The 18,330-nt window shown below is 72.5% G+C and carries 17 protein-coding genes and 1 pseudogene; 14 read left to right on the top strand and 4 right to left on the bottom strand.

Translation table 11 applies throughout. The annotated features are described in order from the left end of the window. Together KBY32_RS27895 and mycP are read left to right on the top strand one after the other, a co-directional pair. On the top strand, positions 1-873 hold an 873-nt coding region (locus KBY32_RS27895; RefSeq protein WP_247690065.1), incomplete at its 5' end, for a hypothetical protein. Beyond that, positions 870-2,099: a type VII secretion-associated serine protease mycosin gene (mycP, locus tag KBY32_RS27890; RefSeq protein ID WP_210982052.1), complete on the top strand. Its 1,230-nt coding sequence runs from the start codon at positions 870-872 to the stop codon at positions 2,097-2,099. The genes KBY32_RS27895 and mycP, both read left to right, overlap by 4 nt. A 3-nt stretch (positions 2,100-2,102) precedes the next feature. Here the strand turns inward: mycP and KBY32_RS27885 are convergent, their stop codons facing one another. Beyond that, complete coding sequence (locus KBY32_RS27885; protein WP_210982051.1) at positions 2,103-3,041, bottom strand: serine hydrolase; 939 nt, start codon at positions 3,039-3,041, stop codon at positions 2,103-2,105. Between the two features lie 149 nt (positions 3,042-3,190). Here KBY32_RS27885 and KBY32_RS27880 point away from each other — a divergent pair, with 149 nt between their 5' ends. Continuing rightward, the gene (locus KBY32_RS27880) at positions 3,191-3,919 is read left to right on the top strand and encodes an SseB family protein (protein WP_108710582.1); all 729 of its coding nucleotides are present in this window, start codon (positions 3,191-3,193) and stop codon (positions 3,917-3,919) included. Positions 3,920-3,939: 20 nt separating this feature from the next. Here KBY32_RS27880 and KBY32_RS27875 read toward each other — a convergent pair whose 3' ends face one another. Next, on the bottom strand, positions 3,940-4,317 hold the full coding sequence (locus tag KBY32_RS27875) for a DUF1844 domain-containing protein (protein WP_055622915.1): 378 nt from the start codon (positions 4,315-4,317) through the stop codon (positions 3,940-3,942). 351 nt (positions 4,318-4,668) lie between these two features. On the opposite strand from KBY32_RS27875, the pseudogene infC reads away from it, so the two are divergent. The 10 genes and pseudogenes from infC (at position 4,669) to KBY32_RS27825 (ending at position 15,520) form a co-directional block, all read left to right on the top strand. Next, positions 4,669-5,350: pseudogene (infC, locus tag KBY32_RS27870) on the top strand (translation initiation factor IF-3). A 109-nt stretch (positions 5,351-5,459) separates the two neighbouring features. Next, positions 5,460-5,654 carry a 50S ribosomal protein L35 gene (gene rpmI / locus KBY32_RS27865; RefSeq protein WP_004933563.1) on the top strand — a complete coding sequence of 65 codons (195 nt, stop codon included), beginning with the start codon at positions 5,460-5,462 and terminating at the stop codon, positions 5,652-5,654. A gap of 103 nt (positions 5,655-5,757) precedes the next feature. Next, on the top strand, positions 5,758-6,141 hold the full coding sequence (gene rplT, locus KBY32_RS27860) for a 50S ribosomal protein L20 (RefSeq protein ID WP_006141703.1): 384 nt from the start codon (positions 5,758-5,760) through the stop codon (positions 6,139-6,141). A gap of 124 nt (positions 6,142-6,265) precedes the next feature. Then, positions 6,266-7,114 (top strand): RNA methyltransferase, encoded by an 849-nt coding sequence (locus tag KBY32_RS27855; RefSeq protein WP_055622917.1) that lies wholly within the window; start codon positions 6,266-6,268, stop codon positions 7,112-7,114. Positions 7,115-7,167: 53 nt separating this feature from the next. Continuing rightward, positions 7,168-8,292 carry an ATP-binding protein gene (locus tag KBY32_RS27850; protein ID WP_210982050.1) on the top strand — a complete coding sequence of 375 codons (1,125 nt, stop codon included), beginning with the start codon at positions 7,168-7,170 and terminating at the stop codon, positions 8,290-8,292. Between the two features lie 145 nt (positions 8,293-8,437). Continuing rightward, positions 8,438-9,559: a phenylalanine--tRNA ligase subunit alpha gene (gene pheS / locus KBY32_RS27845; RefSeq protein WP_055622919.1), complete on the top strand. Its 1,122-nt coding sequence runs from the start codon at positions 8,438-8,440 to the stop codon at positions 9,557-9,559. Continuing rightward, positions 9,559-12,072, top strand: coding sequence for a phenylalanine--tRNA ligase subunit beta (gene pheT / locus KBY32_RS27840; protein WP_210982049.1), 2,514 nt, complete (start codon positions 9,559-9,561; stop codon positions 12,070-12,072). Before pheS ends, pheT begins: the two co-directional genes overlap by 1 nt. Positions 12,073-12,237: 165 nt before the next feature. Continuing rightward, the gene (locus tag KBY32_RS27835) at positions 12,238-13,281 is read left to right on the top strand and encodes a PP2C family protein-serine/threonine phosphatase (protein WP_210982048.1); all 1,044 of its coding nucleotides are present in this window, start codon (positions 12,238-12,240) and stop codon (positions 13,279-13,281) included. A 259-nt stretch (positions 13,282-13,540) separates the two neighbouring features. Next, positions 13,541-14,881: a transcriptional regulator gene (locus KBY32_RS27830; RefSeq protein WP_210982047.1), complete on the top strand. Its 1,341-nt coding sequence runs from the start codon at positions 13,541-13,543 to the stop codon at positions 14,879-14,881. Positions 14,882-14,956: 75 nt separating this feature from the next. Next, a complete protein-coding gene (locus KBY32_RS27825) occupies positions 14,957-15,520 on the top strand; it encodes an NUDIX hydrolase (protein ID WP_055622923.1) in 564 nt (187 codons plus the stop codon). 7 nt (positions 15,521-15,527) lie between these two features. On the opposite strand, the gene KBY32_RS27820 is transcribed toward KBY32_RS27825, so the two are convergent. Together KBY32_RS27820 and KBY32_RS27815 are read right to left on the bottom strand one after the other, a co-directional pair. Further along, positions 15,528-15,785, bottom strand: a complete 258-nt coding sequence (locus tag KBY32_RS27820; protein ID WP_055622924.1) for a hypothetical protein — start codon at positions 15,783-15,785, stop codon at positions 15,528-15,530. Positions 15,786-15,977: 192 nt separating this feature from the next. After that, positions 15,978-16,850 (bottom strand): 3-hydroxybutyryl-CoA dehydrogenase, encoded by an 873-nt coding sequence (locus KBY32_RS27815; protein WP_079033712.1) that lies wholly within the window; start codon positions 16,848-16,850, stop codon positions 15,978-15,980. 200 nt (positions 16,851-17,050) lie between these two features. Between KBY32_RS27815 and KBY32_RS27810 the strand changes: the two genes are divergently transcribed. After that, positions 17,051-18,313: a glycoside hydrolase family 10 protein gene (locus KBY32_RS27810; protein WP_210982046.1), complete on the top strand. Its 1,263-nt coding sequence runs from the start codon at positions 17,051-17,053 to the stop codon at positions 18,311-18,313. Positions 18,314-18,330 lie beyond the last annotated feature (17 nt).

Here is an 18,330-nt window from a genome sequence, read left to right as displayed (position 1 = left end):
CCGCCCGACCCCTCCCTCTCCTGGAGCGCCCCCACGCCTCCGACCCCCGGGCGGCCCGTCGTGTCGTTCGGGGAGCCCGAGGGGTACGACGCCGGGACCCGCCCGCGCCCCCTCGGCGGCCTGCGGCTGCGGCCGCGGATCGCCGTGGCCGCCGCCTGTGGCGTCCTCGGACTCGGGCTGATCGGCGGTGCCCTCACCGGGAGCTGGCTGGTCGGTGAACCCGGCGGCGGCGACCAGGGCACCTTCGCCGCGGCCGGCACCCTGTGGCACAGCATCCCCGTCGACCGCCTCTTCCCGCCCACCGTGGACGGCAAGGGCGCCGGACCCGGCGGCGCCGACCGGACCTGGACGCGGATCGCCGTGGCCCCCGACACCGGATGCGCGGACGCCCTCGACCCGCTGCTGCGCAAGGCCCTCGCCCCGGCCGGCTGCCGGCGTCTGCTGCGCGCCACCTACATCGACGCCACCCAGAGTCACGTCACCACCGTCGGCCTGCTGTTCACCAAGGCCGACGCCGCGACGATGCGTGCGCTCGACGCCCGCTTCGCCCGGGACGGCCTCGACCGGCGCGCCGACCTCGTGCCCCGCCCCTACGCCCCCAAGGGCACCCTGGCCGCCGGGTTCGGCGACGCACAGCGGGCCGCCTGGACGGTTTCCGTGCTCACCGACGCGCCCGTCGTCGTCTACGCCGTCTCCGGCTGGGCCGACGACCGCGTGGTCGCCCGGCCCGAGCCCGCCGAGGAGGCCATGCGCTCCGGCGCCACCTCCGCCGTCGCCCAGGCCGGACTCGGCCACGAGGCGCGGGGCCTCGCCGACCGCGTCGAACGCTCCCTGCGCAGAAACGTCGGCCCGTCCGCGGAGCCGTCGTCATGATCGCTCCCCTGAACAAACCGGCGCCCGCCGCCGTGACCAGAGCTGTGAAGACCTCCCCGACCCGGCGCACCGGCCCCCTCGCGGCCCTGCTCGGCGCCTTCCTGGCCGTCCTGCCCGCCACCCCCGCGCACGCCGACTCCATACGCGCGCAGCAGTGGGCCCTGGAGGCCATGCACACCCAGGAGGCCTGGCGCACCACCAAGGGCGCCGGCGTCACCGTCGCCGTCCTCGACACCGGCGTGGACGACGACCACCCGGACCTGGCGGGCAACGTCCTCACCGGCAAGGACATGGTCGGCTTCGGCGCCGAGCGCGGCGACCGCGCCTGGGCCCGGCACGGCACCGCGATGGCCGGCATCATCGCCGGTCACGGCCACGGCGAGGGCAACGGCGACGGCGTCCTGGGCATCGCCCCGCAGGCCAAGATCCTCCCCGTGCGGGTCATCCTGGAGGACGGCGACTCCGCCCGCGCCAAGGCCCGCAACACCCGCGGCAACGCCCTCGCCGAGGGCATCCGCTGGGCCGCCGACCACGGCGCCGACGTCATCAACCTCTCGCTCGGCGACGACTCCAAGTCCGCTCACCCCGAGGCCGGCGAGGACGAGGCCGTCCAGTACGCGCTGAGCAAGGGCGCCGTCGTCGTCGCCTCGGCGGGCAACGGCGGCGAGAAGGGCGACCACATCTCCTACCCGGCCGCCTACCCGGGCGTCATCGCCGCGACCGCCGTCGACCGCTACGGCACCCGCGCCTCCTTCTCCACCCGCCGCTGGTACGCCACTGTCAGCGCGCCCGGCGACAAGGTCGTCATCGCCGACCCCGACCGCAAGTACTACGAGGGCTGGGGCACCAGCGCGGCGGCGGCCTTCGTCTCCGGCGCGGCCGCCCTGATCAAGGCCGCCCACCCGGACCTGCCCCCCGCCCAGGTCAAGAAGCTCCTGGAGGACACGGCCCGCAACGCGCCCGCCTCCGGCCGTGACGACTCCCGCGGCTACGGTTTCGTCGACCCGGCCGCGGCCCTCGCGAAGGCGGACCGGCTGAAGCCGCGGCAGCTGAAGCCGGTCGCGCACAGCGAGGAGTACTTCGGCCCGGGCCCGGACGCCGCCGCCACCGACGACGGCCCGGCGGGCTGGACGGCCTGGCTCGCGGGCGGCGCCGGAGCCCTCCTCCTCGTCGCGTCCGTCGCCGTCTGGCGCGGCCGCCGCGGCCGCTTCGGACTCGGCGCCTGACCCTCACCCCGAGGACGCGTCGTCCCCGGCAAACACCGACACCGCGGCCACCGCCGCCGCCTCCACCACCGAGATCCCGCGCGCCTGGGTCGTATGGCCGTCCGACAGCACGGCCACCAGCAACTCGCGTCCCTGGGACGTCACCCGCCCGACGCTGTTGACGTCCCACAGCCCCGTGGCCGTACGCGGCAGCCAGCCGTTCTTCAGCGCCCACCCGGAGCCGGCGGCCGCCGCCGACACCCCCCAGTGCTGCCCCTGCGCGATCCGGCCCATCAGCGTGCGCACATACGCCCGCGACGCCGCCTCCAGCTCCGACTCCTCCCCGAACACCTGCCTCAGCAGCCGCAGCCGGTCGGCGGCCGTGGTGCGGGTCAGGCCCCACAGCATCCCGTCGCCGCCCTCCGTGTCCGTGAGGCCGAACCGCTCGTTCGCCGCGTCCAGCCCGGCCGCCGCGCCGATCGCCCGCCACAGCCGGGACGCGGAGGCGTTGTCGCTGTGCTCGATCATCGCGGCGGCGTCCGCCCGTTCCGTGGGCGTCAGCCTCCGCCCCTCGTCCTGGGCGCGCAGCAGGAGCGCCGCCAGGATGTCGACCTTGACGACACTCGCCGTGTCGAAGGCGCCCTCCCCGAACGTGGCGCTCTCCCCGGACGCCAGGTCCAGCACGCCCACCGACACCCGGGCCCCGTCCGGGACGTCCACCGCACGCATCGCCCGCGCCAGTACCGCGTCGCGGTCCACCGTCGGCCGTGCCACACGTTCCACCGAAGCCTCCTCACCCGCCGGCGGCGAGGCGGACCCGGACGCCGGCGCGGACGACGACGATACGGGCCCTGCCGCGCGGTGCGCCCGGGACGACCCGTAGGCCGTGCCGCCCAGGACGAGGACGGCGGCGAGGGTGCCGCACAGCAGCGGACGGGCACGGGGGCGTGGGGGAGACTCCATGGCCGCGATCGTGGGCGCCCCACCTGAGCGGTCCGTTAGCCGGAGGTGAAAGCCGTGTCAGAAAACGGGGACGAGGCGGGCCGTGCGTCACCGCCGGGTTTCCGGGGCCGCACAAGCGCAGCAGCATCCCCCCGATAGGGTCGGTGACCGTGGCGAACAAGAACATTCCCGACTCCCCCTTCTCCGACGACGACGGCACCGCCGACCCCCGGCTGAGCGCCGCGCTCGCCGCCTGGGCCGAGGACCGCACCGCCGAGGGCCCGGTCCTCGAGGCGCTCAGGGACGCCCGGCTGCTGGTGCCCGTCGTGGCCGTGCTCGGCGAGGTGGAGGAGGACGAGAAGGGGCTGCGCCGGGAGAAGACCAGCGACATGGCCGTCCCGACCCTGAAGGCCGGGAACCGCACCGCGTTGCCCGCGTTCACCTCCACCGAGTCCCTCGCCCGCTGGGACCCGGCCGCCCGCCCCGTCGCGGTACCGCTGCGCTCGGCCCTGGAGGCGGCCGCGCACGAGAAGGCCGACACGATCGTCCTGGACCTGGCCGGACCCGTGCCCTACGAGCTGACGGGACGCTCCCTGCTGGCGGTGGCGGAGGGCCGTACGACCACGGACCCGCTGGCCGACCCGGCCGTACGGGAGGCCGTACGGGCCGTCGTGGCCGCCGAGCCCGCCGTCCTGCGCGCCCACCTCGGGCCGGGCCGGGCCGACGGCACCCTGGCCCTCGTCATCGACGCCGCCGAGCCCGCGGAGGCGGCGCGGTCGGTCGCCCAGCGGCTCGCGGCCGACGAGACACTGAGGGCCCGCCTGGTGCGCGGCCTCGACCTGGCACTGCTGCCGGCCGGGACCACGCCTCCGGGCGAGCCCCTGTACGTACGCGATTGAGCGGGACTTTCCGAAAAGCCCTAGCCGTAGACGGGGCCGGTGTACTTCTCGCCCGGTCCCTGGCCCGGCTCGTCCGGCACCACGGACGCCTCGCGGAAGGCGAGCTGCAGCGACTTCAGGCCGTCGCGCAGCGGGGCGGCGTGGAAGGAGCTGATCTCGGTCGTGCTCGCGTCCAGCAGACCGGCGAGGGCGTGGATCAGCTTGCGGGCCTCGTCGAGGTCCTTGTACTTGTCGCCCTCCTCGGTCAGACCGAGCTTCACGGCGGCCGCGCTCATCAGGTTGACCGCGACGGTCACGATGACCTCGACCGCCGGCACCTCGGCGATGTCGCGGGTCATGGCGTCGAAGTCGGTGGAGCCGGAGGTCTCGGGGCTGTCCGAGGGGGAGGTGTCACTCATGCCCCACACGATAGGCCCCGCGCGCGCGAGGCCCCGGTGCGGGCCGGTTAGCGCCGCCCCGGGGATCCTGCTAACCTTGTGTAACGACCGGCTGGGGACCTCTGTCGCCAGCCCACAAGTGGAGGCTCCGATCTCCCACCTGACCGTCCCCCGGGACGGCGGGTCACCCCGGTCAGGCGGCCACCATCGTTCCGTACGGACGATGGAGCCGCCCGAATCGCGCCCCGCGGCATCGCGGCGGTGCTCCGGAAGTGCTTGGAGCCCCGCCTGTGATCGTCCGGGGCATTTTTTGTGCTTCGGCGCGGTTAGGTCTGTCTAGAAGAGACATACGCGGCTGTCCGCCAGACCGCCGTGTGGTGCTAACCGAGGAGGATCCATCAGCGCCGAGCCCCGCATCAACGACCGGATTCGCGTTCCCGAGGTGCGACTTGTCGGTCCCAGTGGCGAGCAGGTGGGCATCGTCCCGCTGGCCAAGGCACTGGAGCTTGCGCAGGAGTACGACCTGGACCTGGTCGAGGTCGCGGCGAACGCCCGTCCGCCCGTGTGCAAGCTCATGGACTACGGGAAGTTCAAGTACGAGTCGGCCATGAAGGCCCGTGAGGCGCGCAAGAACCAGGCGCACACGGTCATCAAGGAGATGAAGCTCCGGCCGAAGATCGACCCGCACGACTATGACACCAAGAAGGGTCACGTCGTCCGGTTCCTCAAGCAGGGCGACAAGGTCAAGATCACGATCATGTTCCGTGGTCGCGAGCAGTCCCGGCCCGAGCTGGGCTACCGACTGCTGCAGCGTCTCGCGGAGGACGTCCAGGACCTCGGTTTCGTCGAGTCGAACCCGAAGCAGGACGGCCGAAACATGATCATGGTTCTCGGTCCGCACAAGAAGAAGACCGAGGCGATGGCCGAGGCCCGCCAGGCGCAGGAAGCCCGCAAGGCAGACGCGAAGGCCAACCCCGGCAAGTCGCAGAACGCCGCGGACACCGAGAACGGCGTGGAGTCCGAGGCTCCTGCCGAGGCTTCCGCCGAGGCGTGATCCCGGGGGACACCGTCCCCAGGACATAACCGACAAACGAGCGACGCTCCACCGTGCCCGGTTTCACGACCGGGCATCGGAGCGCCACCCACGAGGAGAGAACGGCGCTATGCCGAAGAACAAGTCGCACAGCGGTGCCAGCAAGCGCTTCAAGGTCACCGGCTCCGGCAAGGTGCTCCGTGAGCGCGCCGGCAAGCGCCACCTGCTCGAGCACAAGTCGTCCCGTGTGACGCGTCGCCTCACCGGCAACGCCGAGATGGCCCCGGGCGACGCCGCGAAGATCAAGAAGCTTCTCGGCAAGTGACGTCCGCGGCGCTCCCCACGAGCGCCGTGCGTCTGGACCGGGACCCCATCGATTCCGGGCCGTGTGAGTCCAACCGCGGCCCCGCTACAAGGAGTTAAACAAAGTGGCACGCGTCAAGCGGGCAGTCAACGCCCACAAGAAGCGCCGGGCGATCCTCGAGCAGGCCTCCGGCTACCGCGGTCAGCGTTCGCGTCTGTACCGCAAGGCCAAGGAGCAGGTCACCCACTCGCTGGTCTACAACTACAACGACCGCAAGAAGCGCAAGGGTGACTTCCGCCAGCTGTGGATCCAGCGCATCAACGCCGCTGCCCGCGCGAACGGCATCACGTACAACCGCTTCATCCAGGGTCTGAAGGCCGCCAACGTCGAGGTGGACCGCAAGATCCTGGCCGAGCTGGCCGTCAACGACGCCAACGCTTTCGCCGCGCTCGTCGAGGTCGCCCAGAAGGCGCTCCCGAGCGACGTCAACGCGCCGAAGGCCGCGTGACGCCGCGCTGGCTCTGAGCCGACGTGACTGGACCCGCAGGCTGTGACGCCTGCGGGTCCTTTCTTTGGCCGGTGGCGCGGTTCCCCGCACCCGGCGTCGACTACTTGTGAAGGTGAAGAAACGCATGCGCCCCGCCGCCCCCGAGCTGATCTCCCCCCGTTCGCAGCGTGTGCTCGCCGCCCGGCGCCTGGCGAAGCGGAACTTCCGGGGCAAGGAGCGGCTGTTCCTGGCCGAGGGGCCGCAGGCCGTGCGGGAGGCCGCCGCCTACGGGGAGACGCTCGTCGAGCTGTTCGCCACCGTCGAGGCGGCCGAGCGGTACGCCGACATCATCGGTGAGGCCCGGACCGCCGGCGCCCGCGTGCACCTCGCCGACGAGCAGGTGATCGCCGACATCTCCACCACCGTGACGCCCCAGGGGCTCGTCGGGGTCTGCCGGTTCGTCGACACCCCCTTCGAGGACATCCTCGCCGCCCGCCCCAAGCTGGTCGCCGTCCTCGCCCATGTCCGCGACCCCGGGAACGCCGGGACCGTGCTGCGCTGCGCGGACGCCGCGGGCGCCGAGGCCGTCGTCCTCACCGACGCCTCCGTCGACCTCTACAACCCCAAGGCCGTACGGGCCTCCGTGGGCTCCCTGTTCCATCTGCCGGTCGCCGTCGGCGTGCCCGTGGAACGGGCCGTGGCCGGTCTCAAGGACGCCGGGGTGCGCATCCTCGCCGCCGACGGCGCGGGCGACCACGACCTCGACGCCGAGCTGGACGGGGACACCATGGGCGGGCCCACCGCCTGGGTGTTCGGCAACGAGGCCTGGGGGCTCCCGGAGGAGACCCGCGCGCTGGCGGACGCCGTCGTGCGCGTCCCCATCCACGGAAAGGCCGAGAGCCTGAACCTCGCCACCGCCGCCGCCGTATGTCTCTACGCGTCGGCCCGTGCACAGCGCGCCTCCGGAGGGTGCCGCTCCGTCACCGAGAGCTAGTAAGGTGACCAGCTCGGGGGCCCCTCAGCCGTCGTGAGAGGTGGGGTACGGGGATGAGTGTCGGCACGAGCAGCGCACCGGGGGCACATCAGGTGCGACGGCCGTCCGAGGACACCGCCTGGCACGGCATCGACCCCGACGATCTGCCCGACGGCCTCGTCGTGGCCGACGAGCACGGGCACGTGATCTGCTTCAACGCCGCCGCCGAGCGCATCACCGCCGTCCCCGCCGCCGGCGCCCTCGGCCGGCGCCTCGAGTCGGCGCTGCCGCTGGAGGACCTCGAGGGCCGGCGCTGGTGGCAGCTGACCGACCCCTACGGCGGCCTCGCCATCCGCCGCGGCCAGCCCGAGCGCAACCTCCTGCTGCCGGGCGGCCGCGAGGTGCTGGTCGCCGTGCGCTACGTCCGCGCCGAACCGACCGGGCCGGTGCGCCGGGTCGTCGTCTCGCTGCGCGACACCGAGGCCCGCCGCCGCACCGAGCGCAGTCACGCCGAGCTGATCGCCACCGTCGCGCACGAGCTGCGCTCGCCCCTCACCTCCGTCAAGGGCTTCACCGCGACCCTGCTCGCCAAGTGGGAACGCTTCACCGACGACCAGAAGCGGCTGATGCTGGAGACCGTCGACGCCGACGCCGACCGGGTCACCCGGCTCATCGCCGAGCTCCTCGACATCTCGCGGATCGACAGCGGCCGGCTGGAGGTGCGCCGCCAGCCCGTCGACATCGGCGCGGCCGTCGGGCGGCACATCCAGGCGTACGTCGCCGCCGGGCAGCCCGCCGACCGGTTCCTGCTGCGTGTCGAGCAGCCGCTGCCCGCCCTGTGGGCCGACCCCGACAAGATCGACCAGGTGCTGAGCAACCTCATCGAAAATGCGGTGCGGCACGGCGACGGAACGGTCACCATTGACATCACGTCCTCGCCGTCCCCCCGCGAGGGAGAGGACACCGGCACGTCGGTCACCGTGAGCGACGAAGGCCCCGGCATCCCGGAGGAGTCCATGAACCGCGTCTTCACCCGCTTCTGGCGGGGCAGCAAGCGCGGCGGCACCGGCCTCGGGCTCTACATCGTCAAGGGCATCGTCGAAGCCCACGGCGGCACCATCACGGTCGGGCGCGCCCCCGGGGGCGGCGCGCTGTTCCGATTTACGTTGCCCGTGGCGGCACCGGCGTACCTCACCTGAGAGCCGGACCGGGCCCCACGGGCGCATTCGCTCACCTCAACCCCGTTAGACTCGGCCTTTGGCACCTTTGTGTCCCCACACCGAGACGAGATGTCCGCGAGTCGGTACGGGGCCATCCGCCAGCCAACCGGAAGCACGGGAAGAGATGTCGGCACCGAACAAGTCGTACGACCCTGTCGAGGTCGAGGCACTGAAACCAGAAGCCATCGAGCGCATGCGGGACGAGGCGCTCGCCGCCTTCGCCGCCGCGGACTCCCTCGACGCGCTCCAGGAGGCCAAGACCGCCCACACCGGCGGCACCTCCCCGCTGGCCCTCGCCAACCGCGAGATCGGCGCCCTGCCGCCGCACGCCAAGGCCGACGCCGGCAAGCGTGTGGGCCAGGCCCGCGGCGCCGTGAACAAGGCGCTCGCCGCCCGCCAGGCCGAGCTGGAGGCCGAGCGCGACCAGCGCGTGCTGGTCGAGGAGGCCGTGGACGTCACGCTGCCCCACGACCGCGTGCCGCCCGGCGCCCGCCACCCGCTCACCACCCTGTCCGAGCGCATCGAGGACATCTTCGTGGCCATGGGCTACGAGGTCGCCGAGGGTCCGCAGGTCGAGGCCGAGTGGTTCAACTTCGACGCGCTGAACATCGGCCCGGACCACCCGGCCCGCGGCGAGGCCGACACGTTCTTCGTGCAGGGCCCCGACGGCGGCGCGGACTCCGGTGTCGTGCTGCGCACCCACACCTCGCCCGTGCAGATCCGCTCGCTGCTCGACCGCGAGCTGCCGGTGTACGTGATCTGCCCCGGCCGCGTGTACCGCACGGACGAGCTGGACGCCACGCACACCCCGGTCTTCCACCAGGTCGAACTGCTCGCCGTGGACGAGGGCCTGACCATGTCGGACCTCAAGGGCACCCTGGACCACATGGTCCAGTCGCTGTTCGGTGAGGGCATGAAGACCCGGCTGCGGCCGAACTTCTTCCCCTTCACCGAGCCCAGCGCCGAGATGGACATGCTCTGCTACGTCTGCAAGGGCGAGTCCGTGGGCAACCCCGACCGGCCCTGCCGCACCTGCTCCAGCGAGGGCTGGATCGAGCTGGGCGGCTGCGGCATGGTCAACCCGCGGGTGCTCACCGCCTGCGGCGTCGACCCGGAGAAGTACAGCGGCTTCGCCTTCGGGTTCGGCATCGAGCGGATGCTGATGTTCCGCCACAACGTCGAGGACATGCGAGACATGGTCGAGGGTGACGTCCGGTTCACCCGGCCGTTCGGGATGGAGATCTGATGCGGGTCCCGCTTTCTTGGCTGCGGGAGTACGTCGACCTGCCGGCCACCGAGACCGGCCGCGACGTGCAGGCCAAGCTCATTTCGGCCGGCCTCGAGGTCGAGACCGTCGAACAGCTCGGCGCCGACCTCAAGGGCCCCCTGGTCGTCGGCCAGGTGCTGACCATCGAGGAGCTGGAGGGCTTCAAGAAGCCGATCCGCTTCTGCACCGTCGACGTCGGCCAGGCCAACGGCACCGGTGAGCCCCAGGAGATCGTCTGCGGCGCCCGGAACTTCTCCGTCGGCGACAAGGTCGTCGTGGTCCTGCCCGGCGCCACCCTGCCCGGGGGCTTCTCCATCAGCGCCCGCAAGACCTACGGCAAGACGTCGCACGGCATGATCTGCTCCAGCGACGAGCTGGGCATGGGCGACGACGGCACCCACGGCATCATCGTGCTCCCGCCGGAGACCGAGGTCGGCAAGGACGCCATCGAGCTGCTCGAACTGGTCGACGAGGTCCTGGACATCGCCGTCACCGCCAACCGCGGCGACTGCCTGTCCATCCGCGGCGTCGCCCGCGAGACCGCCATCGCCTACGGGCTGCCGCTGCGCGACCCGGCGCTGATCGACGTGCCCGGCCCGAACGCCTTCGGCTACCCGGTGCAGGTCTCGGACCCGCTCGGCTGCGACCGCTTCACCGCCCGCACGGTGACCGGCCTCAGCCCCGAGGCGCGCTCGCCGATCTGGCTCCAGCGCCGGCTGCAGAAGGTCGGCATGCGCCCGATCTCGCTCGCCGTCGACATCACCAACTACGTGATGATGGAGCTCGGTCAGCCGCTGCACGCCTACGACCGCACCCGCGTCCAGGGCACCATCGGCGTGCGCCGGGCCGAGGAGGGCGAGAAGCTCGTCACCCTCGACGGCGTCGAGCGCAAGCTGCACGCCGAGGACCTGGTCATCACCGACGAGCGCGGCCCCATCGGCCTCGCCGGCGTCATGGGCGGCGCCAACACGGAGATCGCGGATCACGAGGACCTGGAGAACGCGACCTCCGACATCGTCATCGAGGCCGCCCACTTCGACCAGGTGTCGATCGCCCGTACGGCCCGCAGGCACAAGCTGTCCTCCGAGGCGTCCCGGCGCTTCGAGCGCGGTGTCGACCCGGCAGCCGCCGCGGCCGCCGCGCAGCGCACCGTCGACCTGCTGGTGCTGCTCGCCGGCGGTACCGCCGAGGCCGGTGTCACCGAGGTCGTCACGCCGTCCGCGCCGCACACCATCACGACGCCGGCCGACCACCCCGACAAGGTCGCGGGCGTCGAGTACGGCCGCGAGACGGTCGTACGCCGGCTGCAGCAGATCGGCTGTGACGTGTACGGGCAGGACGAGCTGATCGTCACCGTGCCGTCCTGGCGGCCCGACCTGCTGGAGCCCAACGACCTCGCCGAGGAGGTCATCCGGCTGGAGGGCTACGAGAACCTGCCCTCCACGCTGCCGAAGCCGCCGTCCGGGCGCGGTCTCACGGCCCGCCAGCGACTGCACCGCCGCGTCGGCCGCGCACTGGCCGGCGCCGGCTTCGTCGAGGCGCCGAACTACCCGTTCGTCAGCGAGCAGGTCCTCGACCAGCTCGGCCTGGACGCCGACGACCCGGCCCGCCGGGTCGTCAAGCTCGTCAACCCGCTCAACGACGAGGAGCCCGCGCTGCGCACGTCGCTGCTGCCGGGTCTGCTCGCCGCGCTGCGGCGCAACGACGGACGCGGCACGCACGACCTCGCGCTCTTCGAGACCGGCCTGGTCTTCCAGCCGCGCGAGGAGCGGGCCGCCGCCAGGCACCTCCCCGTGGACCGGCGCCCGACCGACGAGGAACTGGCCGCGCTCGACGCCGTGCTGCCCGAGCAGCCCCGGCACGTGGCCGTCGTCCTCGCCGGCGCGCGCGAGCAGGCCGGCTGGTGGGGCCCCGGGCGTCCCGCCGGATGGGCCGACGCCGTCGAGGCGGCCCGGCTCGTCGCCCGTGAGGCGGGGGCCGCGCTGACGGTCCGCGCCGGGCAGTACGGGCCGTGGCACCCCGGCCGCTGCGCCGAACTGGTCATCACCGTGGACGGGTCGGAGCGGGTCGTCGGTCACGCCGGCGAGCTGCACCCGCGGGTCCTGAAGGCCCTGCACCTGCCCGCGCGCACCTGCGCGATGGAGCTGGACCTGGACGCGCTGGAGCAGGTCGGCGACGACACGCCCCAGGCGCCGAGGATCTCCACCTTCCCCGTCGCCACGCAGGACGTCGCCCTCGTCGTCGACAAGCCGGTCCCGGCCGCCGAGGTCGAGGCCGCGCTGCGCGAGGGCGCGGGCGAACTGCTGGAGGCCATCCGGCTGTTCGACGTGTACGAGAACGAGGAGCAGCTCGGCGACGGCAAGAAGTCGCTGGCGTACGCCCTGCGGTTCCGCGCCGCGGACCGGACGCTGACGGTGGACGAGGCGTCGGCCGCGAGGGACGCCGCGGTGGCCCTCGCGGGTGAGCGGACCGGAGCCGTGCTGCGCGGCTGACGGCTCCGCGCGCCCCCGGAGAGGCGCCCGGAAGTCACCTCACTCGATAGGGTGACTTCCCCGGGCGATCTCGACCTACCGGGGCATCTGCCGACAGAATCGGACCGGCCTTTCGAGGCCGGTCCGATTCTGCGTCGTCAGGGCCTTTCCTGGGGGGCCATCGGCATGTTCCGCATCACGGCTCGGGTTCCCCGCAAGGCGCTGGCGATCGGGACGCCCACGGCCTGGGGCGCCACGGTGCTCGCCTACCAACTGACCTGTCCGCTCGCGCAACGCGAAGGCGTCTGCGCCCGTGTCGTCTCCGGTGCCCTGCTCCTCGCCGTGGGCGCCGGCCTCCTCCTCCACACCCGGCGCACCCTGCTGCGCGAGCTGCGGCAGGCCCGGACGGTCGCCGGTGCCGCGCAGAGCGTGCTGCTGCGGCCGCCGCCCGCCCGTGTCGACGGCGTGCGGATCGCCGCCGCCCAGCTGTCCGCCGACCGGGGCGCCCGGGTCGGCGGCGACCTGTACGAGGTCGTGGCCACCGAGCACGGGCTCCGGGTGCTCATCGGGGACGTCCGCGGCCATGGCATCGGCGCCCTCGGCACCGTCGCGGCGGTCCTCGGCAGCTTCCGCGAGGCGGCGCACGACGAGCCCGAACTCGGCGGGGTGCTGCGCCGGCTCGACCGGGCCCTGGCCCGGCACCTGGGCGAGCGGGGCGCCCACGACGACTCCGCGGAGGACTTCGTCACCGCGCTCCTCCTGGAGATCACCCCGGACGGCGAGATCACCGCCCTCAACTGCGGGCATCCCTGGCCCTTTCTGCTGTGCGACGGCGGCGTCGAGCCCCTGGCGCGGGCCGATCCGCTGCCGCCGGTCGGGCCGTTCCCGCTGCCGGGCGATCTGACCCCCGAGCGATGCGGTGTGTTCCTGCCGGGCGATGTGCTCGTCCTGCACACCGACGGCGTCGAGGACGCCCGGGACCCCGCCGGCCGGTTCTTTCCGCTCCGGGTGACCCTGGCCGCACTGGCGGACCGACCCCCGGCCGCACCCGAGACCACCCTGCGCCTCCTCTTCTCCGCCCTGCTGCGGCACACCCGGGGCCGCCCCGCGGACGACGTCGCCCTCGTCGTCCTGCGCAACGACCGGGCACGGGTGACCTGCGGCCCCCTGGCGGCACAGGCCTCCGACCAGGGCGGCGCCGCGCCCGGCACCCGGCCGGCCGCCGGCTGACCCGCCCGGTCGTCGGCGGCGCCGTCCGCCCCGCCACGGAGTGTCGGGCAGGCAGCCGGGCGGACGGCGCGGAAGCGGGCCGCCGCACTGTATGAGGGGGAGCCGGCGGCCCGGCCGGCCTCTTGCGAGGCATTTCAGTCAACCGGTTGGAAACTCTCCGCGACAGTGCGCGCACCCTACGGATTCGCGCACTCCGTTCACACCCCGTGTGAACCGGTTCGCACTACTCTGTCGGCACCGAGGTACCCGGGGGGCATCCATGCAGCCCAACACTCTGCTCGACGCGATCCTCGACGAGGCGGGGATCTCGCACGCGGGGCTGGCCGCACATGTGAACCAGGCGGGACGGGCGCGCGGGCTCGCACTGAGATATGAACACACCGCCGTCGCCCGGTGGTTGAAGGGGCAGCGGCCACGCGGCCAGGTCCCCGACCTGATCTGCGAGGTGCTCGCCGCCCGGCTGCACCGCACCGTCACCCTCGACGACATCGGGCTCGGAGTGCCGGGCGACCAGTCGTCCCCGCACACCACCACGCTGTCGGGATTCGTGGAGCGGGCCACCGCCCTGTGGCGCTCCGACGAGCAGCAGCGCCCGCACATCCTGGGCGCCCCCGCGGTCACCGGCACGCCCGCCGTCATGCCCGTGTGGGAGTGGGAGAATCCGCCCGAGGACGTCGACGTCTCACGCGGCGGCCGGCACCGGGTCACCGCCGCCGACATCGAGATGCTGCGGTCCGCGCGCGCCCACTACGAGCAGATGTACCGCAAGGCGGGCGGCATGGCGACCCGCACCCGGATCGTCGGCTTCCTCAACGCGGAGGCCGCCCCGCTGCTGCGGGGCAGCTACACCGACGCGACGGGGCGTCAGCTGCACCGCGCCACCGGCGGGTTGGTGGCCATCGCGGGGATCTGCGCGTACGACTCGGACGCGCACGGGCTGGCGCAGCGCTACTTCCACCAGGCGCTGCGGCTGGCGAAGGCCAGCGGCGACCGGGGACTCGGCGCCTATGTGATCGCGCTGCTCGTCAACCAGGCGCTGTTCATGCGGGAGTTCCGGCAGGCGGTCGCCTTCGCCGAGGCCGCGCTGCGGGCCGCCGACAAGCACATCACCCCGGCGCTCGCCTCGGATCTGTACGCGATGCAGGCGAAGGCGTACGCCCATCTCGGCGACGGCACCAGCGCGTTGTCCTGCATCCGGCGTGCCGAGGAGGCCGCCGAACGCATCCGGCGCGGCTACGAACCCGACGAGACCGGCTATGTCCAGCCCGGCCTCGTCAACGTCCAGGTGGCGGAGGCCCTGCTGAGCCTCGGGGAGGTCGCGGCCGCGCGCGAGCACGCCGCGGCGGCCGTGGACAACCCGGCGCACGACCGGGGCCGGGTGCACCGGCTCGCCATGCTCAGCACGATCGAACTGCGTCAGGGCAACGCGGACAACGCGGTGGCCATCGCCGTGCAGATGGCCGAACAGGCGCGGGGGATGGAGTCCCAGCGGCTGCGCGACAGACTCCGGGCGGTGCGCGAGAACCTGGTGCGCAGCGGCTGCGCGGGGACCGCCGAGGCGGCCGCGCTGATCGACGGGGCACTGCGCGTACCGCTCTAGACGCTTCTCCGCTCTCCGACAACTCCGGCTCGCTGCTGCGATATTGCCACTTACTCGACGGAAGGTGGCAGAACCGTGCAGTGGACGAAACAGAACGAACAAACTGTGTATGAAAACCGCTGGTTCACCGTCAATCTGGCAGATGTGGAACTGCCCGACGGCCGGCACCTGGACCACTTCCTGATACGGCTGCGGCCGGTCGCCGTGGCCACCGTGGTCAACGAGGCCAACGAGGTCCTCCTGCTCTGGCGCCATCGCTTCATCACCGACAGCTGGGGGTGGGAACTCGCGGCGGGCGTCGTGGAGGACGGCGAGGACATCGCCGGCGCCGCCGCCCGCGAACTGGAGGAGGAGACCGGCTGGCGGCCGGGACCCCTGCACCACCTGATGAGCGTGGAGCCGTCCAACGGGCTCACCGACGCCCGGCACCACATCTACTGGGCCGAGGAGGGCGAGTACGTCGGGCATCCGGTGGACGACTTCGAGTCGGACCGCCGGGAGTGGGTCCCCCTCAAGCTCGTCCCCGACATGGTCGCCCGAGGGGAGGTCCCGGCCGCCAACATGGCGGCCGCGTTACTGCTGCTGCACCATCTCCGGCTGGGACAGGACGTCCTCGGCCGGCGCGCGGGCCTGCCCTAGAACGCCCTCAGCGTCCGACGGCCTGCCAGATCGCCACGATCAGCGCGCCCACGGCGACGAGGGCGGCGACCGCGGGCAGCGGCCAGCGCGCGTGTTCCAGCGTCGTGATCCGGGAGTCGAGCTCGTCGAGTTCCTTGGCGCTCTCCTCGGTCCGGTGCGTCAGCAGAGTCAGCCCGCCCTCCACACGGGCGTAGGCGACGTCGAGCCGGCGTCGTAACTCTGCGAGTTCCCCCTGAACGGCGGGATGCTCGGGATCGGCGGTCACGTGTCCGCTCCTTTCCGCAGTCGTCTTCAATCCCTGGCATGCGCAGCAAAGTGAACTCGCCTGGTGGACGCGTGGGGAGCGTGTGCGAACGGCATATGCGGGCCCGGCGCGCACACCGGGTGCGAACGCCGCGAGCCCGGCACCTTTTCGGTGCCGGGCTCGCGCGTGCGGCCGGAATCTGACCGTCGGTAATCAGCCGTAGGCGTAGAAGCCCGAGCCGGTCTTGCGGCCCAGGCGACCCGCGTCGACCATCCGCTGGAGCAGCGGGGGAGCGGCGTACAGCGGCTCCTTGTACTCGTCGTACATGCTCTGCGCCACGGACGCGACCGTGTCCAGGCCGATCAGGTCGGACAGCTTCAGCGGGCCCATCGGGTGGGCGCAGCCCATCTCCATGCCGTTGTCGATGTCCTCACGGCTGGCGATGCCCGTCTCGAACATCCGGATCGCGGAGAGCAGATAGGGGATCAGAAGGGCGTTCACCACGAAGCCCGAGCGGTCCTGGGCGCGGATGGCGTGCTTGCCCAGCAGTTTCTCGGCGAAGTTCTGGGCGCGGGCGATCGTGCCCTCGGAGGTGGTGAGCGCGGGGATCAGCTCGACCAGCTTCTGCACCGGCGCCGGGTTGAAGAAGTGGACGCCGATCACCTGGTCCGGGCGCGAGGTCGCGACGGCCAGCTTCACCAGCGGGATCGAGGAGGTGTTGGAGGCGAGGATCGCGTCGGGCCGGGTCACGACCTGGTCGAGCACCTGGAAGATCTCCGTCTTCACCTGCTCGTTCTCGACGACGGCCTCGATCACCAGATCCCGGTCGGCGAACTCGCCGAGGTCCGTGGTGAAGGAGAGCCGCGCCACGGTGGCGTCCCGCTCCTCCTCGCTGATCTTGCCGCGCTCGGCGGCCTTGGCCAGGGAGTTGAGCAGCCGGGTCCGGCCGATCTCCAGGGCCTCGCCGGTGGTCTCGGCGACCTTCACGTCCAGCCCGGAGCGGGCGCAGACCTCGGCGATGCCCGCCCCCATCTGGCCGCAGCCCACGACACCGACACGTGCAATATCTCCGGAGATGCCGGTCACATCGTCCCCTTCGCTGATCCACGACTGCGGCAGGCCCGCCGTTGTTCGGCGCCTGCTCCAAAAGGGCACGTTACCTTCGGCGCAGCTTGATCGATCGTTCGGGTGCCTCATGAAAGGCTGACGCCGGACCGGTCCTGTTCGTCCGGATCTGTCCTGTAAACGAGGGTTCTTGACCGCGTCACACGGGAGGTACGAAGACGATGCTGCACCGGAAGTCACCGCTGTCACGACGGGCGTTCACGGTCACCGCCCTGTCGGCACTCATGGCGTCGGGGAGCGCCCTGACGGCGGGGACCGCCGCGGCGGGCGGGACCGACCGTGACCGACGCCACGCGGCAAGAGAGATGCGCGGTATGTGGCTGGCGACCGTGGCGAACCGCGACTGGCCCTCGAAGACGGGGCTGAGCGCACGGCAGCAGCGCGCCGAACTCCTCACCCACCTGGACACGGCGGTCGAGCGCCGCCTCAACACGGTGGTCTTCCAGGTGCGCCCCACCGCGGACGCCCTGTGGCCGTCCCCGCACGAGCCCTGGTCGCAGGTCCTCACCGGAACCCAGGGCAGGGACCCCGGCTGGGACCCGCTGGACACGGCCGTCACGGAGGCCCACAAGCGGGGACTGCACCTGCACGCCTGGTTCAACCCGTACCGCATCGCCAACCACGGCGACCTCGGCCGGCTCGTCGCCGCCCACCCCGCCCGGCAGAACCCCGACTGGGTGGTGCCGTACGGCGGCCGGCTGTACTACAACCCCGGGCTGCCGGAGGTGCGGGCCTTCGTGCAGAAGGCGATGCTCGACGCCGTCGAGCGGTACGCGGTCGACGGCGTCCACTTCGACGACTACTTCTACCCGTACCCGGTCGCCGGCCAGTCCTTCGACGACGACGACGCCTACGACACGTACGGCAGCGCGTTCCCCGTCCGGGCCGCGTGGCGGCGCGACAACATCGACCGGCTGATCCGGGAGATGGCCGCGGGCATCAAGCGGATCAGGCCCACCGCGCAGTTCGGCGTCAGCCCGTTCGGGGTGTGGCGCAACGCGGCCAGCGACTCCCGGGGCTCCGACACCCGGGCGGGCGTGCAGACGTACGACGATCTGCACGCGGACACCCGCACCTGGGTGCGCGAAGGGTGGATCGACTACATCTGCCCGCAGCTGTACTGGAACATCGGGCTGGCCGCCGCCGACTACGCCGAGCTCGTGCCGTGGTGGGCCGCGGTGGCGAAGGGCAGCAGGACGCGGCTGTACCTGGGGGAGGCGCTGTACAAGGCGGGGGACCCGGCGCAGCCCGCTGCCTGGCAGGACCCCGCGGAGCTGTCACGGCATCTGACGCTCGCCAAGAAGCACCCGGAGGTGCGCGGGCACGTCTTCTTCGCCGCCAAGGACGTGGCGGTGGACCGGATCGGGGCCGTCGACCGGGTGGTCGCGGACCACTACCGGCAGTTCGTGCCGCCCCCGGTCTGACCGGCCCGGCGGGCTCA

The sequence above is a fragment of the Streptomyces sp. RK62 genome (assembly GCF_018070255.1).
Taxonomy (GTDB): domain Bacteria; phylum Actinomycetota; class Actinomycetes; order Streptomycetales; family Streptomycetaceae; genus Streptomyces; species Streptomyces nigra.
The sequence above is the reverse complement of the archived record's forward strand: the minus strand, read 5'-3'. Positions and strand labels throughout refer to the sequence as shown.

What these genes read in the sequence shown, in the direction of transcription:
- KBY32_RS27885 (WP_210982051.1), bottom strand. Translation starts at nt 3,041, where the DNA reads ATGGAGTCTCCCCCACGCCCCCGTGCCCGTCCGCTGCTGTGCGGCACC.
- rpmI (WP_004933563.1), top strand. Translation starts at nt 5,460, where the DNA reads ATGCCGAAGAACAAGTCGCACAGCGGTGCCAGCAAGCGCTTCAAGGTC.
- KBY32_RS27830 (WP_210982047.1), top strand. Translation starts at nt 13,541, where the DNA reads ATGCAGCCCAACACTCTGCTCGACGCGATCCTCGACGAGGCGGGGATC.
- pheS (WP_055622919.1), top strand. Translation starts at nt 8,438, where the DNA reads ATGTCGGCACCGAACAAGTCGTACGACCCTGTCGAGGTCGAGGCACTG.
- mycP (WP_210982052.1), top strand. Translation starts at nt 870, where the DNA reads ATGATCGCTCCCCTGAACAAACCGGCGCCCGCCGCCGTGACCAGAGCT.
- KBY32_RS27810 (WP_210982046.1), top strand. Translation starts at nt 17,051, where the DNA reads ATGCTGCACCGGAAGTCACCGCTGTCACGACGGGCGTTCACGGTCACC.
- KBY32_RS27850 (WP_210982050.1), top strand. Translation starts at nt 7,168, where the DNA reads ATGAGTGTCGGCACGAGCAGCGCACCGGGGGCACATCAGGTGCGACGG.
- pheT (WP_210982049.1), top strand. Translation starts at nt 9,559, where the DNA reads ATGCGGGTCCCGCTTTCTTGGCTGCGGGAGTACGTCGACCTGCCGGCC.
- KBY32_RS27835 (WP_210982048.1), top strand. Translation starts at nt 12,238, where the DNA reads ATGTTCCGCATCACGGCTCGGGTTCCCCGCAAGGCGCTGGCGATCGGG.
- KBY32_RS27855 (WP_055622917.1), top strand. Translation starts at nt 6,266, where the DNA reads ATGCGCCCCGCCGCCCCCGAGCTGATCTCCCCCCGTTCGCAGCGTGTG.
- KBY32_RS27875 (WP_055622915.1), bottom strand. Translation starts at nt 4,317, where the DNA reads ATGAGTGACACCTCCCCCTCGGACAGCCCCGAGACCTCCGGCTCCACC.